The sequence below is a fragment of the Gibbsiella quercinecans genome, assembly GCF_002291425.1.
In the GTDB taxonomy this organism is placed as follows: Bacteria; Pseudomonadota; Gammaproteobacteria; order Enterobacterales; family Enterobacteriaceae; genus Gibbsiella; species Gibbsiella quercinecans.
This window is the reverse complement of record NZ_CP014136.1, coordinates 1,498,706-1,514,702: the sequence shown is the minus strand read 5'-3', so window position 1 is coordinate 1,514,702 and position 15,997 is coordinate 1,498,706. Positions and strand designations below refer to the sequence as shown.

At 59.0% G+C, this 15,997-nt stretch carries 13 protein-coding genes; 6 read left to right on the top strand and 7 right to left on the bottom strand.

Annotated elements, in window-relative coordinates; all coding sequences use genetic code 11:
* Positions 1–16: 16 nt before the first annotated feature.
* The 7 genes from ACN28Q_RS07020 to ACN28Q_RS06990 form a co-directional block, all read right to left on the bottom strand.
* A complete protein-coding gene (locus ACN28Q_RS07020) occupies positions 17–1,069 on the bottom strand; it encodes an ABC transporter substrate-binding protein (RefSeq protein ID WP_095845687.1) in 1,053 nt (350 codons plus the stop codon).
* 392 nt (positions 1,070–1,461) lie between these two features.
* Positions 1,462–2,715 carry an aspartate aminotransferase family protein gene (locus ACN28Q_RS07015; RefSeq protein WP_095845685.1) on the bottom strand — a complete coding sequence of 418 codons (1,254 nt, stop codon included), beginning with the start codon at positions 2,713–2,715 and terminating at the stop codon, positions 1,462–1,464.
* Entirely contained in the window at positions 2,712–3,767 is a 1,056-nt protein-coding gene (locus tag ACN28Q_RS07010) for a phosphotransferase (protein WP_095845684.1), read from the bottom strand. Before ACN28Q_RS07010 ends, ACN28Q_RS07015 begins: the two co-directional genes overlap by 4 nt.
* Positions 3,760–4,497: an SDR family NAD(P)-dependent oxidoreductase gene (locus tag ACN28Q_RS07005; protein WP_095845683.1), complete on the bottom strand. Its 738-nt coding sequence runs from the start codon at positions 4,495–4,497 to the stop codon at positions 3,760–3,762. Before ACN28Q_RS07005 ends, ACN28Q_RS07010 begins: the two co-directional genes overlap by 8 nt.
* 92 nt (positions 4,498–4,589) lie before the next feature.
* Positions 4,590–5,417: an ABC transporter permease gene (locus tag ACN28Q_RS07000; RefSeq protein WP_095845682.1), complete on the bottom strand. Its 828-nt coding sequence runs from the start codon at positions 5,415–5,417 to the stop codon at positions 4,590–4,592.
* A 16-nt stretch (positions 5,418–5,433) separates the two neighbouring features.
* Positions 5,434–6,702 (bottom strand): ABC transporter permease, encoded by a 1,269-nt coding sequence (locus ACN28Q_RS06995; RefSeq protein ID WP_413541225.1) that lies wholly within the window; start codon positions 6,700–6,702, stop codon positions 5,434–5,436.
* Positions 6,703–6,765: 63 nt separating this feature from the next.
* On the bottom strand, positions 6,766–7,794 hold the full coding sequence (locus ACN28Q_RS06990; RefSeq protein ID WP_095845681.1) for an ABC transporter substrate-binding protein: 1,029 nt from the start codon (positions 7,792–7,794) through the stop codon (positions 6,766–6,768).
* Between the two features lie 331 nt (positions 7,795–8,125).
* Here ACN28Q_RS06990 and pdxR point away from each other — a divergent pair, with 331 nt between their 5' ends.
* From pdxR to nthA, 6 genes are all read left to right on the top strand, one after another.
* Positions 8,126–9,610, top strand: coding sequence for a MocR-like pyridoxine biosynthesis transcription factor PdxR (gene pdxR, locus ACN28Q_RS06985; RefSeq protein ID WP_095845680.1), 1,485 nt, complete (start codon positions 8,126–8,128; stop codon positions 9,608–9,610).
* Between the two features lie 279 nt (positions 9,611–9,889).
* Entirely contained in the window at positions 9,890–10,975 is a 1,086-nt protein-coding gene (locus ACN28Q_RS06980; RefSeq protein WP_095845679.1) for an ABC transporter ATP-binding protein, read from the top strand.
* A gap of 378 nt (positions 10,976–11,353) precedes the next feature.
* Positions 11,354–13,060: a nitrilase-related carbon-nitrogen hydrolase gene (locus tag ACN28Q_RS06975; RefSeq protein ID WP_183096719.1), complete on the top strand. Its 1,707-nt coding sequence runs from the start codon at positions 11,354–11,356 to the stop codon at positions 13,058–13,060.
* Between the two features lie 11 nt (positions 13,061–13,071).
* The gene (locus ACN28Q_RS06970; protein WP_095845678.1) at positions 13,072–14,235 is read left to right on the top strand and encodes a transporter substrate-binding domain-containing protein; all 1,164 of its coding nucleotides are present in this window, start codon (positions 13,072–13,074) and stop codon (positions 14,233–14,235) included.
* Positions 14,236–14,255: 20 nt separating this feature from the next.
* A complete protein-coding gene (locus ACN28Q_RS06965) occupies positions 14,256–14,861 on the top strand; it encodes an ANTAR domain-containing response regulator (protein ID WP_131929008.1) in 606 nt (201 codons plus the stop codon).
* Between the two features lie 522 nt (positions 14,862–15,383).
* Positions 15,384–15,995 carry a nitrile hydratase subunit alpha gene (nthA, locus tag ACN28Q_RS06960; protein WP_095845676.1) on the top strand — a complete coding sequence of 204 codons (612 nt, stop codon included), beginning with the start codon at positions 15,384–15,386 and terminating at the stop codon, positions 15,993–15,995.
* Positions 15,996–15,997 lie beyond the last annotated feature (2 nt).

Below are 15,997 nucleotides of genomic sequence, written 5' to 3'. Positions count from 1 at the left end.
TGTGAATGAAACGGCGTTATTGCGCGCGGATCTGGTTATAGCGCTCGACGATCGCCGGCCCGTGCTTGTCCCACCAGTCAGCGTCCATAAACAGCGTGTTCGCCAGGCGCTCCGGCGTGGAGGGCAGGCGGGCCTTGCGCGCATCGTCGATGTATTGCATCGCTTCAGTGGTGGTGGGGCCATAGGCGATATATTTGCTGAACTCGGCCTGGCGCTGCGGGGTGATCATGTAGTTCATCAGTTTGATCGCCGCGTCGCGATGCGGAGCGCCTTTCACCAGCGCAAAATAGCCCACCTGGGCAACGGCGTTATCCCACGACATTTTGATCGGCAGGCCGGAATCGATGCCCGCCTGGAAACGGCCATTCCAGCCCAGCGCCATCTGCACTTCGCCGCTGGCCAGCGCCTGCACCGGCTGAGCGCCGTTCTTCCACCACATGGCGACATAGGGTTTGATCTTTTCTATCTGCGCCATCGCGCGATCCACCCCTTGCGGCGTATTCAGCACGTTGTAGACCTCTTCCGGTTTCACGCCGTCGGCGATCAGTGCTGCTTCTATTACCGTGGCCGGTTCATCCTGCAGCGTGCGTTTGCCGGGAAATTTTTCCACGTTCCAGAAATCGGCAAAGGTTTTGGGCTGCGGCTTGCCGTCGGGGAACGCAGCGGTGGAAAAGCCGATCAGCGTGGAGAAAATCTCGGAGGGCACGCCGTAATCGTTGCGTGCGCCGGGGATCACGTGATCCTGATTGACCATCTGCGGGGTGATTTTTTCAAACACCCCCAGCTTGATGCCACGCACCAGCCGCGAGCCATTTTCGGTCACCACGTCCCACTGCACGGTATGGGTGTCCTGCATGGCCTTGAGCTTGCTGACTTGGGGATCGGTATCTTCCACCACGCTAATGCCGGTTTCCTGGCTAAAGGGCGCCAGCCACGCCTGGCTGATGGCTTTTTGATAGGCGCCGCCCCAACTGGCGAAGTTCAACTCTTCAGCGGCGGCGACGGAAAAACTGTGGCATACGGTGAGCAGCCCAAGTGCGAGGCCACTCGCTTTGATCAACGATTTCATGTGTGCATTTCCCCTGGTGAATGGTGAAGACGCTGAAACGGTCATGTTGTTGGCACTTCTTATGTATTCAAATGGCATACCAAGTGTATCTTGCTTGTTCTTTGCAAGAAGCAGGCCCTTTTGACGAGCCTGCGCGGAATTTTCCGGCAACTTTTTTTGCCTGGCGGCAAACAGCCGCGCTGCGGCAGGCTATCGGGCGGGTGAAAAATTGTGCAATGGGGCCGCGGAACGGCGCGCTATCGCAGCAGGGGGCAGCGCCGGCAAAGCGCGTTTTGCACCCCGATTACGCAGCGGGCGCATAAAAATGGTGCAGTGGGCAGGATAAGGCCGCCGCTGGGGCGGCCTCGTCGGTTTAGCGATGGGGAGGGGATGGCGACGGTGTGGTTAGCGGGTTAATGCAACGTAGCCAGCACGCCTTCCAGCGTTTCCAGGAACAGGCTGCAGTGCTGTTGGTTAAACACCAGCGGCGGGCGGATTTTCAGGATGTTGGCCTGCGGACCCGTGGTGCTGATTAACACGCCGCGTTCGCGCAGCAGGTTAACCGCCTGGGCGGCCAGCAGCGTTGCCGGCGTTTTCTGCGCGCGATCGGTCACCAGCTCCACGCCGATAAACAGCCCGGCGCCCCGCACGTCGCCAATCAGCGGGTAGCGTTCGGCAAGCTGGCGCAGGCCGTGGCGCAGTTTTTCCCCGCTGCTTTCGGCGTTTTGCTGCAGCTTTTCGTTGCGGATCACCTGCAACACCGCCTGCGCGGCGCGGCAGGAGACCGGGTTGCCGCCGAAGGTATTAAAGTAGCGTTGGCGCTGGCCGAATTCGCTGAACAGCGCCGGGCGGCCGACCACCCCGGCCACCGGGTGGCCGTTGCCCATCGGTTTGCCCATGGTCACTATATCCGGCACCACGCCATGGCGGGCGAAGCCCCAGAAATGGCTGCCGGTGCGGGCAAAGCCCGCCTGCACTTCATCGGCGATGAACAGACCACCGGCGGCGCGGATCAGCGCTGCGGCCTGCTGCATTTCCCCCGGCAGCGGGCTGAACACGCCATCGCTGGAATAGATGGTATCCATCAGCAGCGCCGCCGGCCGCTGCCCGGCCTGCTGCAACGCATCCAGCACCTGGCGCAGGCTGTTCAGCCATTGCCCTGGCTGGCGGTAGCTGTCGGGGGCGTCGATCGTCCGCACCGGGTCGCCCAGCGTGATGCCGAGCGAAGGCGAAAGGGCAGAGATGGCGCTGGTCACGCCGTGATAGGCCCAGCGGGTGACGATGGCGACGGTACCGCCGGTGATCTCGCGGGCGATGCGCAGCGCCAGATCGTTGGCCTCGCTGCCGCTGCAGGTCATGGTCAGATTGCCCAGCTCGGGCGGGAATTCTTGCAGCAGCGTTTGCGCATATTCGACGATCGCCTCATGCAGATAGCGGGTATGCGTATTGAGCTGGGCGGCCTGTTGGGCGATCGCTTCCACCACCGCCGGGTGGCAATGGCCAACCGAGGCGACATTGTTATACATATCCAGATAGCGCCGCCCTTCGGCGTCGAACAACCACACGCCTTCACCACGCACCGGGTGCAGCGGGCGTTGATAAAACAGGCGGTAGCCGCCGCCCAGCAGGCGTTCGCGCTGGGCCAACAATTCACTGTCGCTGCTCATGGTGCTTTCTCCTCATGGGCGGCCGCGCGCAACTGCTCGCAAATCTGGTAATGCGACAGGCGCATCAGGCGGCTTAGGTTGCGCCAGGCCGGGGGAACGTTACGCAGAATATAGTCGCGGTTGCCGGGGTACAAGGTGGCCCGCCAGCTGGCAATGGTGATGGTCAGGCACAGGCGAGTGGCGATCAGATCCGGCAACACCTGCAGTTCGGTATCGGTGAGCGGCAGAGCCTGGTGATAGGCATGGATAAACGGCCTGGCCAGCCGCAGCGGGTCCGCTTCGTCGGTCAACTGATAGGCCAGCGCCGTGGCCAGATCGTTAATCATCGGCGCGTAAAGCGCATCGCCGAAGTCGATAATGCCGCTTACCTGCGTGCCGCTATCGTCGGCCAGCACGTTATGGGGGTTGAGATCGTTGTGGATCACCTGGCGGCGCACCGAAAACTTCAGCGGCGCGACCCGCTCGTGGTGGTTTTCCAATACCCGGCGGATCAGGCGCTGCTGTTCCGCATCGTTAATCACCGCCAGCTTGGGCGCCAGCCGTTCCGGATGAGTGATATCCCACAACAGATCGCGCTGCGCGCCGGGGTGGTGGAAGCTCTGCAGAGCAAGATCCAACTGCGCCAGCGTGCGGCCAAGCTGCGCCATAAAGGCGGCGTTCGGCGCCTGGCGGTGCTGCGGCGTGCCGGGCAGGTAGCTCACCACCCGCACCGACAGGGCCACTTCGTTTACATTTATCTGTGGTTGCAGGTTGCCGTCCAACGCGCTAATCAGGCGCGGCACCGGCAGGCTGCTGTTGTGCGCGGCAACGTGCGCCAGCATCGCGGTTTGAAAATCAATTTCCTGCGCGGCCTCGGCAGGGTTGATGAAGCGCGCCATCATTTGCCGCCCATCGGCGCAGGCCAGGCAAAAATTGCGGTCGCGCTCACCCGGCAGCGGGGTTACCTGGCCTTCAAGGCCGTAGTATTCGCGCAATAGCTGCCCGGCAAGCCGGGCATCAATCGGAGGCACGTCGGTGGTGAACAGCGCCGGCGTGGTGGCAAGGTCAGACATGTTGGCCCCCGTCTACGTGGATTTCTGCTCCATTGATATAGGCTGCCCCCTGGGTGCTAAGGAAGTAAATCAGCGAGGCGACTTCTTCCGGCTTGCCCAGCCGCTGCAGCGGCACCGACTGTTCGACAATCTCCAGAGTGCCGGGGGATAAAATCGAGGTTTCAATTTCACCGGGGGCGATTGCGTTCACCCGTACGCCCTGTTGGCCGAAGTCATGGGCCATTTCACGCGTCAGCGCCGAAAGCGCCGCTTTGGATGTGGCATACGCCACGCCGGCGAACGGGTGCACTTTGCTGCCGGCAATTGAGGTGACATTGGTGATGCTGCCGTGCGCGGCTTTGAGCTCATCAAACAGCCCGCGGGCCAGAATGGCAGTGGAAAATAAATTGACGTTAAACACCTTGAGCCAGGTGGCGTAATCGGTTGCAAGCACGCCCAGCCGCCCGCCTTGATCGTCTTTGGGCGAAACGCCGGCGTTGTTTACCAGTGCATCAAGGCGGCCGCCGAGCAGGCTTTTGATCATCGGCAGGCTTTGCTGCAGTTGATCGATATCGGCCAGATCGAGGTGGATATGGTTCAGTAGCCCTTCGGCCCAGGGGCACTCTTCCGCCCAGCTTTGGCGCGAGGCGGTATAAATTTGCCAGCCCGCGGCGTGAAAGTGTTTAACCGTAGCGTGGCCGATACCCCGGCTGGCACCCGTGAGCAGGAGCGTTTTTTTTTGCTGTTGCATCGCGAAACCTCCCTATGATGTTTGTTGCATTAACGGCACAGCCCCACGTTAACGGCGCGCGGGGCTGGGTGAAAACGCAGCGTTGTTCGCGTTTAATGCGCCGGGTGCGCCAGGCGCATGCGTTCTCCACGGCGGCGCAGCATCTCCATGACGATCAACAGCAGCAGCGATGCGCCAATCATTAAGGTTGCGGCCGCGGCGATGGTCGGGTCAAGGTTTTCACGGATGCCGGCGAACATTTGTATCGGCAATGTGCGCTGGCGCGGGCTGGCGAGAAACAGCGTGACCACCACTTCATCAAACGAGGCGGCAAAGGCGAACAGCGCACCGGAAAACACCCCCGGCGCGATCAGCGGCAGGGTGATTTTACGGAACACCAGGAACGGGTTGGCGCCCAGGCTGGCGGCGGCGCGTGACAGCGTGGTGTCGTAGCTTTTCAGCACTGCGGTGACGGTGATCACCACAAACGGCACCCCGAGCAACGCGTGCGCCAGCACTAGGCCCAGATAGCTGTTGAGCAGCGAAAGGCGGGCGAAGAAAAAGAACATGCCGACGGCCACGATCACCACCGGCGCCACCATCGGCGAAATGATGATCGCCATCGCCAGGTTCTTGCCGCGGAATTCGGTGTGCGCCAGCCCCATTGACGCCAGCACGCCCAGCACCGTCGCCAGCAGGGTGGCGAGCGGCGCCACCATCAGGCTGTTGCCCAGCGCGCCAATCCACTCGGGCGAGTTGAAGAACGAACTGTACCAGCGCAGGGAAAACCCGGCTAACGGGTAGCTGAGAAACGAGCCGCTGTTAAAGGAAAGCGGCACGATGATCAGCACCGGCACAATCAGGAACAGCAACACCGCCGCGCTGTAGAAGTTAAAGATCACTCGCCAAAAGTTGAGTAAGAAAGTCCCTTCCTGTTTCATCACTGTTCTCCTCGCCTTAATGGGCTGCCGCTTCGGCAGATGTGCGCGTGACGCGGATATACACCACATACAGCAGCATCACGATCACCAGCAGTTGTGTACCGAGCGCCGCGGCCATACCCCAGTTCATGGTGGTATTGGTAAAGAAGGCCACGAAATAGCTCACCATTTGATCTTCCGGCCCGCCGAGCAGCGCCGGGGTAACGTAGTAGCCGATCGCCATCATGAACACCAACAGCGCGCCGGCGGTGACCCCGGCATAGGTTTGCGGCACGTAAACCCGCCAGAACGCGCTGAAAGGGTGGGCGCCGAGCGAGATGGCGGCACGGACATAGTTGGGGGAAATGCCCTTCATTACCGCATACAGCGGCAGCACGATAAACGGCATCAGAATATGGGTCATTGAGATATAAACCCCGATGCGGTTGAACACCAGCGTCAGCGGATGATCGATGATATTTAGCCCCAGCAGGGCGCGGTTAATCAGGCCGCCCGACTGCAGCAGCACAATCCAACTGGCGGTACGGACGATAAGCGACGTCCAGAAAGGCAGCAGTACCAGGATCATCAGTACGTTGGCGCGGCCGGTGGGCTGCTTCGACAGCCAGTAGGCCAGCGGGTAGCCAAAGCCGACGCACAGCAACGTCACCACCGTCGCCATCCACAGGGTGCGCAGCAGCACATTGACATACAGCGCCTGGTCGGCCGGCAGCTTCTCGATACTGCCGTTGTCGATGTTTACCTTACGGTCGAAAACCGCCAGCAGGTAATACGGCGTGACCGGCGCCGCCGCACGCTGCAGCGCATGCCAGGTGCTAAGCTCGCCCCACTGCGGCAGGGCTTTTATCAACGTGCCCTTCACGTCGTTGCCGTCTTTGGGCATGGCGCGCGGGGTGCCGGTAATCAGCCGGCGGAAACTGCTGTCTTCGTAGCTCATGCGTTTGGCGATGGTGGCGATTTTGCCGCTTTCACGCGCGGCGATCAGATCCTGGCCGACGCTGGCGAACAATGTTTCGTCAGGCAGAATTTGGCCGTCCCACTTTTCCAGCGCCACCAACGTAGTGGGCATGGTTTCCTGCAGCTCGGGGTTTTGCACGCTTTTGATCAGGATCGCGCCAATTGGGAACAGGAAGCAGACCACGACAAAAATCAGCAAAGGGGCAATCAGCCACAGCGAACGGCGCGTTTTGGCGCCGTTGCCTTTGCTAAACCGCTGGGTTTGCGGAGGGGCCTGAGTTTTTGGGTTATTGTCCACGGTATTGTCCATGAGGGTGTTTTGGCTCATTGGCGGCAGGCTCCCTGACGTAGGTGAATCGGCAACTGCGGCCATTGCTGGCCGCATCAGGTGTTATTTCGACGCCCAGGCGTTGAAACGTTGTTCCAGATCTTCGCCATGTTCAATCCAGAAGTTGGTATCGACCTGCAGCGAATTGGCCAGGTTATCCGGGGCGGTCGGCAACTGGGCCAACAGGCCGGGTTCAATCAGCTTGCTGGTGTTTTTGTTGGTCGGGCCGTAAGGGATATTTTCAGCAAACACCTTCTGGTTTTCCGGCAGGTTGGCGAAGGCGATGAACTGCTCTGCCAATGCCTTGTGCTTGGAGCCTTTGATGATGGCCCAGCTGTCCAGATCGTAAATGCTGTTGTTCCAGATGATGTTGAAGTTGTGGCCTTCTTTCTGCGCGGCGCTGATACGGCCGTTGTAGGCGCTGGTCATCACCACGTCGCCCGAAACCAGCCACTGCAGCGGCTGCGCGCCGGATTCCCACCACTGAATATTCGATTTGATCTGATCCAGCTTTTTAAAGGCGCGATCGACGCCGGCCGGCGTCGCCAGCACTTTGTAGATATCCTCGCGTTTTACGCCGTCCGCCAGCAGGGCGATTTCCAGCGTGAACTTGGCGCTTTTACGCAGCGCGCGTTTGCCAGGGAATTTTTTCGTGTCCCAGAAGTCGTTCCAGCCGGTCGGGGCCTGTTTCAGCTTCTTCGCGTCGTAGGTCAGCACCGTTGACCACAGGAAAATTCCGGCGCCGCATTCGCTCACCGCGCCCGGCACAAAATCGCTCTCGTTGCCGAGCTTGCTCCAGTCGAGCGGTTCGAACAGCCCTTCATCACAGCCGCGCAGCAGTTCGGGGCCTTCCACTTCGACCACGTCCCAACCCACCTGGCCGGTTTCGACCATCGCGCGGATGCGCGCCATTTCGCCGTTGTATTCGCCGGGTTCGATGGTGCCTTTGCCCGCGGCGGCAAACGGTTTGTAGAAAGCCTTATCCTGAGCGTCCTTGTTCACGCCGCCAAATGACACCACGGTTAAGGTTTCAGCCTGGGCGGTGAATGCCATCATGGTTAAAACGGCAAGAGCAGCAATTTTCTTATGCATACGGTGACTCCTTGATAACGCGTAGTTGGAAGGGAAGACCCGAAATCAGTTGTACATATTTTGAAATATCATGGTTGGAAACCATGCAGTTTATGTGCCATGCCAGCCAAACTGGCTGGGGCCGTATTGCTGTGATAACTCGGTTTATTCGCGTTGTTCTGGTGCGGCATGGCCTGGCGCGGCTAAACTGGCATCGTTTCACGTTTTCCGGCACGTCATCCCGGCTATGCTGTTGTGCCGGGATGCCTGCGTTGTTCCGTTGCCCCCTTGCTTTTTAGCTTTTTGACGGTTTTATTATCAGTGCCAGTTTTAACTATTTTGAGGTACCAATTTGCGATCGTTACTGGGTGACTTCCTCGCGCATCGGTTAAGCCAGCGGGAAAGCGGTGCGCTTGGCAAGCGCTTATACGATGCATTGCAGCAGGCGATTGAAGAGGGGGCCATTGCGCCGGCAACCCGGCTACCCGCCTCGCGCGATCTGGCCCGGGAATTGTCTATTTCCCGTAACACCGTGCTGACCGCCTACGAGCAGTTGCAGTCAGAGGGATACCTGCAAACCCGTACCGGCAGCGGCACCTTCGTCAGCGAGCAACTGCCGGAGCCGCACCCGAACGCCGAAGCCTATGCCACTGAGGATCAGGGCGCGCCATTTGGCCTGTTGTCGCTTTCCAAGCGCGGCACACGCCTGCTGAGCCGCCGCGGCGCCAGCCCGTACCAGTGGGGGGCGTTTATGCCCGGCGTGCCGGATGTCAGCCACTTTCCCCATGACACCTGGCGCAAGATCCAAAACCGCCTGAGCCGGCGCTTGCCGGTGGAATCACTGAGTTATTCGCACCCCAGCGGCTGCGTGCCGTTGCAGCAGGCGCTGGCCGAATACCTGCGGGTGGTGCGTTCGGTGGTGTGCACCGCGGATCAAATCGTCATCACCGCCGGCACCCACCAGTCGCTGGATTTTCTGGCGAAGATGCTGTGCGATCACGGCGATGTGGCCTGGATGGAAGAGCCCGGCTACTGGGGGATCCGCAATGTGCTGTCGGTCAACGGCGTGGACATCGTGCCGATCCCGGTCGACGCCAATGGCCTGAACCCGCCGGCGCTGCGCGGCGACGATATCCCGCCGCGCTTGATTTGCGTCACGCCTTCCCACCAGTACCCGATGGGCATGGTGATGAGCCTGGAACGCCGCCACCAACTGCTTGAACTGGCCCAGACCTGGGGCAGTTGGGTGGTGGAGGATGATTACGACAGCGAGTTCCGTTTCAGTGAAAGCCCGATCCAGGCGTTGCAGGGGCTGGTGCCCAGAGCGCCGGTGATTTACCTCGGTACGTTCAGCAAAACGCTGTATCCGGGCATCCGTATCAGCTACATGGTGCTGCCGAAGCCGCTGGCGGCGCGCATGAAAATGGCGCATTCCGAGCTTTACCGCGGCGGCAACGGCCTGATGCAGCTGACGCTGGCGGAGTTTATCCGCGAGGGGCATTACGGTGCGCACGTTCGGCGCATGCGCCAGCTGTACAACAAGCGCCGTGCGGCGTTGATTGAGTTGATCACCCGTGAGCTGGGGCCGGAATTTCTGGCGCCGTACAACAACGCCGGGCTGCACTTGATTCTGGCGCTGCCGGACGGCATCGATGATGTGGCGGTGAGCGCGGAGCTGGAACAGGCCGGGGTGCTGACGCGCCCACTGTCGGCCTACTACCTGGCCGGCGCCCAGCGGCGGGGGCTGCTGCTGGGTTATGCCTGCGTGGATGAAGCGCAAATCGAGACGGCGTTCGCCCACGTGGTGCGCTGCCTGAAGCGGCGCTTGCCGCGTTGATCGCCACGCTGCACCAGCGGCGTGCGCGGCCTGTGGTTGCCTAATCCTGCTGATTGGTTTTCGTTGGGAAAATAACAAAAAAATAAAAACACAAATAAAACAATCACCTGGTTGGGTATCCAACAGGTGTTTTTTATTTTGTCTTGTCAAAAGCTGCTTGCTTTCGGAAATCCGCGGTGGTAATGCTTTAAAAAGAGCCCTCCACCGGAAGCTCGCTCTATGAGATTTATGCACGATTCGTGCCTGAACCGCAGCGAACGATTTGATGAGAGAATACCCATGAGGACGTTTGTCAGTTTTCGCAATGTTAAAAAGAGTTACGACGGCGATAAGTTGGTGGTTCGTAATCTCAATCTGGATGTGGAAGAAGGGGAGTTTTTAACCCTGTTGGGGCCTTCCGGTTCGGGCAAAACCACCAGCTTGATGATGCTGGCTGGTTTTGAAAACCCCACCGAAGGGGAGATTTTGCTGCGCGATCGGCCGTTGCATAATTTGCCGCCGCATCAACGGGATATCGGCATGGTATTCCAGAACTACGCGCTGTTCCCGCACATGACGGTGGCGCAAAATCTGGCGTTCCCATTGACCATTCGCCGTATGAATAAATCGGACATCACCGACCGCGTTAAGCGCGTACTGAACATGGTGAAACTGACCGATCTGGCGGATCGCTACCCGGCGCAGATGTCCGGCGGCCAGCAGCAGCGCGTGGCGCTGGCGCGGGCGCTGGTGTTTGAACCCAAGCTGGTGCTGATGGATGAGCCGCTGGGCGCGCTGGATAAGCAGCTGCGTGAGCATATGCAGATGGAAATCAAACAGTTGCATGAGATGCTCAACCTGACGGTGGTCTATGTCACCCACGATCAGAGCGAAGCCATGACCATGTCGAACCGGGTGGCGGTGTTCAACGACGGCATGATCCAGCAGATGGACAGCCCGAATAAACTTTATGAAGAGCCGCAAAATGCCTTTGTGGCGCAGTTTATCGGTGAAAACAACAGCCTGTTGGCCACCCAAGTGGGCAAAGAGGGCGATTTTTACCAGGTGAAACTGGACGACGGCACGCAGTTGAGCGCGTTGAAAGTGCGGCCAAGCTCACCGGGCAAGAAAATCCAGCTTAGCATCCGCCCGGAGCGCATCAACGTTAACGCGCCGGAGCCGGGCGATGAGCAGGTTCGCGCCAAGATTCAGCAGTTTATCTACCTGGGCGATCACGTCCGTATGCTGACGGAAGTGGCCGGCCAGGGCAATTTTATGGTGAAGCTGGCGCCGGCGAAAATGGACAACAGCTGGCGCGCCGGCAGCGAGGTGCTGCTTTCCTGGCAGCCGAAGCACCTGCGTGCGCTGGACGTGATGCTGCAGTAACCGCGCCTGACGCTGTGCATCGAATCGAACCCCGCCAGCGGCTAACGCCGGCGGGGTTTTGTTTTGCGGCAGCGCCATTTGCGCACAATAACGGTGCAGGCCCGTCCGTTATGGTGCGCGCCGGCCGCGGCAAGGTGCCTGGGCGAGCCGGGTAACAACCTGCGAGCAATTATTAATCATTTTATATCCAATGAGTTAACAATATAAAAACAAGCTGGTACATAAATTGCTTTAATCCGTTCAGTAGTTCGTATATCACCTGAAATCTCTGTTGCCCCGGCGGCCAGAACAAGGTGGCGCCACAGATGATCCGGCAAAGATGCCCCGTCAACTCTCGCAGTTGATGGGGCTTTTTTTTTACCCAAGGAGCGCGTGAGCATGATTAAGCAGCCAGTTTCCGTTGCGGCAATACAATTTGAACCGACCCAGTTCCGTAAAGAAGAAAATATTCTCCAGTTGCTGGCACTCACCGAAGAGGCGGCGGCGCAGGGCGCACGGCTGATCGTGATGCCGGAAATGGGCACCACCGGATATTGTTGGCTGGACCGCGATGAAGTGGCGCCCTATGTGGAGCCGGTGCCCGGCCCTACCACCGAACGCTTCGGCAAGATTGCGGCGCGCCACCAGTGTTACCTGGTGCTCGGGTTGCCTGAAGTCGATGAATATAGCGGGCTGTATTACAATTGCGCGGTGTTGATCGGCCCGGACGGCGTGATCGGCAAACACCGCAAAACTCATCCGTACATCTCTGAACCCAAATGGGCGGCCAACGGCGATCTGGGGCACCAGGTTTTCCCCACCCCGATCGGCAATATCGCGCTGTTGATCTGCATGGACATTCATTTTATTGAAACCGCGCGTCTGGCCGGGTTGCAGCAGGCAGACGTGATATGCCACGTCAGCAACTGGCTGGCGGAGCGTACCCCGGCGCCTTATTGGATCAACCGCGCCTATGAAAACGGCTGCTATCTGATTGAAAGCAACCGCTGGGGGCTGGAACGCGGCGTGCAGTTCAGCGGCGGCAGTTGCATCATTGAACCTGACGGCCAGGTGCAGGCCTGGCGCGATACCGGCGATGGGATCGTGTATGGCGAACTGCGCCCGGCCGGCCAGCGCCAGAGCTTTTTGCCGCAGCGCCGGCCGGAATTGTACAAAGAGCTGATGACGCATACGTTTATGTGGAACCCGCTGGATTTCTTCGGCCTGTACGCGACCAAATCGTTGCCGGCCGGCAAGCGTTCGCGTATCGCCGTCGGCCAGTTCCAGCCGGGCGCCGATCTGGCGGCCAACCTCAACCGGATTGAACGGCTGGCCGAACAGGCCAGCGCGCAGGGCGCGGAATTGCTCACGCTGCCGGAGCTGTGCCTGGCCGGCGCCGACGCGCCGATCGGCCTGCAACACCCGGCGATCGCCAGCTTGATGGCGCTGGCCGCGCGCCTGCGCCTGTATCTGGTGGCCGGCACGGCGGAGCAGGGCGAGGATGATCGCCGTTACAATGCCGCCCTGCTGATTGGCCCGGATGGCCTGGCGGGGGTATACCGCAAAATCCACCTGACCGCCGGGGATAAAACCTGGGCCACGCCGGGTGATGAGTGGAAAACCTTTGATATTCCCTGTGGCCGCGTAGGTTTGTTGATCGGCCATGATATCCACTTCCCGGAGGCGGGGCGCATTTTGGCCATGCGCGGCTGCGACATCATCGCCTGCCCGGCGGCGTTGGATCTGCCTGGCCCGATGGCGCACCCAGGCACCGCCGTGCCCCATGATTACCCGATCGCCACCGGTGCGACGCGCTATCACTGGCTGCTGCCGCGGGTGCGGGCCGGCGAAAACAACGTTTATCTTGGCTACGCCAATGCCAATTTGTCTGGGCTGAGCGGCCTGTTTGGGCCAGATACCTTTGTCTGGCCGCGCAGTGAAGCGCTGATCACCACCGAACAGGGCTTGGCGGTGCTGGATATTGATACCAGCAACCTGGATTCCGGTTACCCCACCAATGTGGTGCGGCGTAAAGATCTGGTCGCCATGCGCCAGCCGCACTATTACCAGCCGTTGATCAATCCGATTGGCAGCGAATGCGAGTAAACGGGAGAACTATGTTTTCGACAGACAGCTACCCTTTGACACGCGATCATCAGCATAAAACCACCATCCCGGTCGGCGTGCTCTATTCCGTATCGGGCCAATATGGCGGCATTGGCCGGGAAATGCTCAACGGCATTATGTTGGCGATTGAAGAGGTTAACGCCGATAACCGGCTGAATTTCACCCTGGCGCCGGTGATTTACGATCCGGCCTGCGATCTGGACAACTACTACCGTTACTGCCGCGATCTGCTGCACCGGCATGGGGTAAAGCACATTGTCGGCTGCTATACCTCGGCGTCGCGCAAGATCATTTTGCCGCTGGTGGAGGGCGCCAATGCGCTTTTGTGGCACAGCGCCCGTTATGAAGGCTTTGAAAGCAGCAGCAACGTGATGTATCTGGGCGCGGTGCCCAACCAGCATGTCTTGCCGATGCTGAGCTATGTGATGAACCACTATCCGGGGGAAATTTATCACGTCGGTTCGCACTATATCTGGTCGGAAGAGATCGACCGCATCACGCGCGATGCGCTGGACTGCCAGGGCGGCACCCTGATCCGCAGCCAGTTCCTGCCGTTGGGCGATACCGATGTTGAATCGGTGATCCTGGATATTATCCGCCGGCGCCCGCCGGTGATCCTGGTTACGCTGGTGGGGATTTCGGCCTATCGCTTTTACCGCGTGTGGAAAAGCATGGCGCAAGATCATGAATTTCTGCGCTCAACGAATGTTGCGCGGCTTAGCCTGACGTTGTGCGAATCGGAAGTGGCGATGGTGGGGGCCGATGCGCTGGAAGGCTATCTGGTTTCCGCGGTCTATTTTCAAAGCATCGACAACGAACAGAACCGCCAGTTTATTCAGCGTTATCGGCGCCGCTTTGGCGACAGCGCAACCCCGACGGTGGATGCGGAAGCGGCCTGGATGTGCGGGCATTTTTTGGCCCGGTCGATCAACCGCTGCGGCAGCGACGACATTTCGCTGGTGCGCGAGGCGGCATACGGCGAAAGCCTGGCGGCGCCAAATGGCACCACCCGTATCAATCGGGAAAATAACCATGCCAGCCTGACGCCGCGTTTGGCCCGGCTGCGCAAAGACGGCAGCTTCGAGATTCTGTGGCAATCGCCGGAACCGGTAAAAGCGGATCCGTGGTTAACCTGGTCTGATTTTTCGCTATAGAACACGGTGCGAGGTGCAATGTGCAGAAAAAACGACTGATAGTGCGTGGTTTGAAAATTGCGCTGTTCGGCTGCTCGCCTCGTGACGAAAAGCACTTGCTGCTGCAGTTTCAGCGGCTTGGCATTCAGGGAAACAGCTTTGGCGATTTTCATCATGATGTGTTCAGCGAGCCCTACGACGGCGTGATTTTTGATTCGGACAATAGCCAGCTTATTCGGCAAATCGGCCAGGGCAGTTGGCCCGAGCTGCCGAAAATCGCCCTGATGGGCCTGGAAACGCCCTCCCGGCTGGCGTGGGTGATCGATCAGGAGGTGGACGGCTGCCTGCGCAAACCGGTAAAAACCGACGGTATTTTATCGACGATTATTCTGGCGCGGCACCATTTTGAGCGCCAGCGCGCGCACAAAGATACGCTGCAACAACAGGAGCTGCGTATTCGTTCACGGCGTTTTTTATTGTCGGCGCAGCTGTCCTTAATTCAGGAATTGAAATGCAGCGAGCAGCAGTCTTATGAATTACTGCGGCGCTTGGCGACCGAGCAACAGCAGACGGTAGAGGAATTCAGTATTATTTTTTTGGCGCGTAAGCAGGAGTGGTTATCAACGCTTAAGTCACGCTGCGGATAATATACCCTTCATACTTCAAGTTGCAGGTGTGTTGGCTTTCCTCGCTCACCCCAGTCACTTACTGGAGTAAGCTCCTGGGGATTCACTGCGTTGCCGCCTTCCTGCAACTCGAATTATTTTGGGTATTATTAACCTAGGGTGTACCCCAAGTTTATTAGCAAGGCTTGCCGCACCACGATGGGGAAAAGAATGCACTTAAACAGGTCGTCTGCATGCAGCGTTAATCAACGCTGTTCAGTGGAGAAAAATAAAATTAACCGATAATTTAACGGGTTAGGATATAAATAAAATAAACCGGGAGAATGGCATCACTTTTGCAACATACTGTTTACCAGTTAAGCTTTTCATTTTGTCGTCCCGTAAATTACCGTTTGATTGTGCATTGATTGTAATGCAGTAGTATAAACAGGACACCGGCAAAGATGCCCCGCAACTCGTAAGAGTTGACGGGGCTTTTTTTTTGCGCGGTATCCGCAACACCAGGCACGTTATCCGGCATTAAGTAAAAAAAGAGGAAAGACCATGAGCGATATTCTGGAGCCAACCACACCACCGAATATTCCGACCTTACGGATTAAAGCCATCCAGTCTTTATTGATTGAGAAGGGCTATCTGAAAGCGGAAGCGGTGGATGAAATTATCGATATTTTTGAGCACCGCTTTGGGCCGAAGAACGGCGCCAGGGTGGTCGCCAAAGCCTGGAGCGATCCGGCCTATAAGGCACGCCTGCTGGATGATGCCACGGCGGCCATCGCCGAGCTTGGTTTTACCGGCCTCGAAGGCGCCCACATGTTCGTGGCGGAAAACACCGCGGATGTCCACAACATGGTGGTGTGTACCCTGTGTTCCTGCTACCCGTGGCCGACGCTCGGGCTGCCCCCCACCTGGTATAAGGCGCCGCAGTACCGTTCACGCGCGGTGATCGAACCCCGGGCGGTGCTGGAAGAGTTCGGCGTGCAGCTGCCGGCCAGCGTGGAAGTGCGGGTTTGGGACAGCAACGCCGAAATCCGTTACATGGTGTTGCCGCAGCGGCCGGTTGGCAGCGAGAACCTGAGCGAAGACCAACTGGCCGCGCTGGTAACGCGCGATTCGATGATTGGCACTGCGGTGCTGCCGCCGGTAGCCAAAGCTTGAAC

What these genes read in the sequence shown, in the direction of transcription:
- ACN28Q_RS07020 (WP_095845687.1), bottom strand. Translation starts at nt 1,069, where the DNA reads ATGAAATCGTTGATCAAAGCGAGTGGCCTCGCACTTGGGCTGCTCACC.
- ACN28Q_RS06970 (WP_095845678.1), top strand. Translation starts at nt 13,072, where the DNA reads ATGTTTTCGACAGACAGCTACCCTTTGACACGCGATCATCAGCATAAA.
- ACN28Q_RS07005 (WP_095845683.1), bottom strand. Translation starts at nt 4,497, where the DNA reads ATGCAACAGCAAAAAAAAACGCTCCTGCTCACGGGTGCCAGCCGGGGT.
- ACN28Q_RS07010 (WP_095845684.1), bottom strand. Translation starts at nt 3,767, where the DNA reads ATGTCTGACCTTGCCACCACGCCGGCGCTGTTCACCACCGACGTGCCT.
- ACN28Q_RS07015 (WP_095845685.1), bottom strand. Translation starts at nt 2,715, where the DNA reads ATGAGCAGCGACAGTGAATTGTTGGCCCAGCGCGAACGCCTGCTGGGC.
- ACN28Q_RS06975 (WP_183096719.1), top strand. Translation starts at nt 11,354, where the DNA reads ATGATTAAGCAGCCAGTTTCCGTTGCGGCAATACAATTTGAACCGACC.
- ACN28Q_RS07000 (WP_095845682.1), bottom strand. Translation starts at nt 5,417, where the DNA reads ATGAAACAGGAAGGGACTTTCTTACTCAACTTTTGGCGAGTGATCTTT.
- ACN28Q_RS06990 (WP_095845681.1), bottom strand. Translation starts at nt 7,794, where the DNA reads ATGCATAAGAAAATTGCTGCTCTTGCCGTTTTAACCATGATGGCATTC.
- ACN28Q_RS06995 (WP_413541225.1), bottom strand. Translation starts at nt 6,702, where the DNA reads ATGAGCCAAAACACCCTCATGGACAATACCGTGGACAATAACCCAAAA.
- ACN28Q_RS06980 (WP_095845679.1), top strand. Translation starts at nt 9,890, where the DNA reads ATGAGGACGTTTGTCAGTTTTCGCAATGTTAAAAAGAGTTACGACGGC.
- nthA (WP_095845676.1), top strand. Translation starts at nt 15,384, where the DNA reads ATGAGCGATATTCTGGAGCCAACCACACCACCGAATATTCCGACCTTA.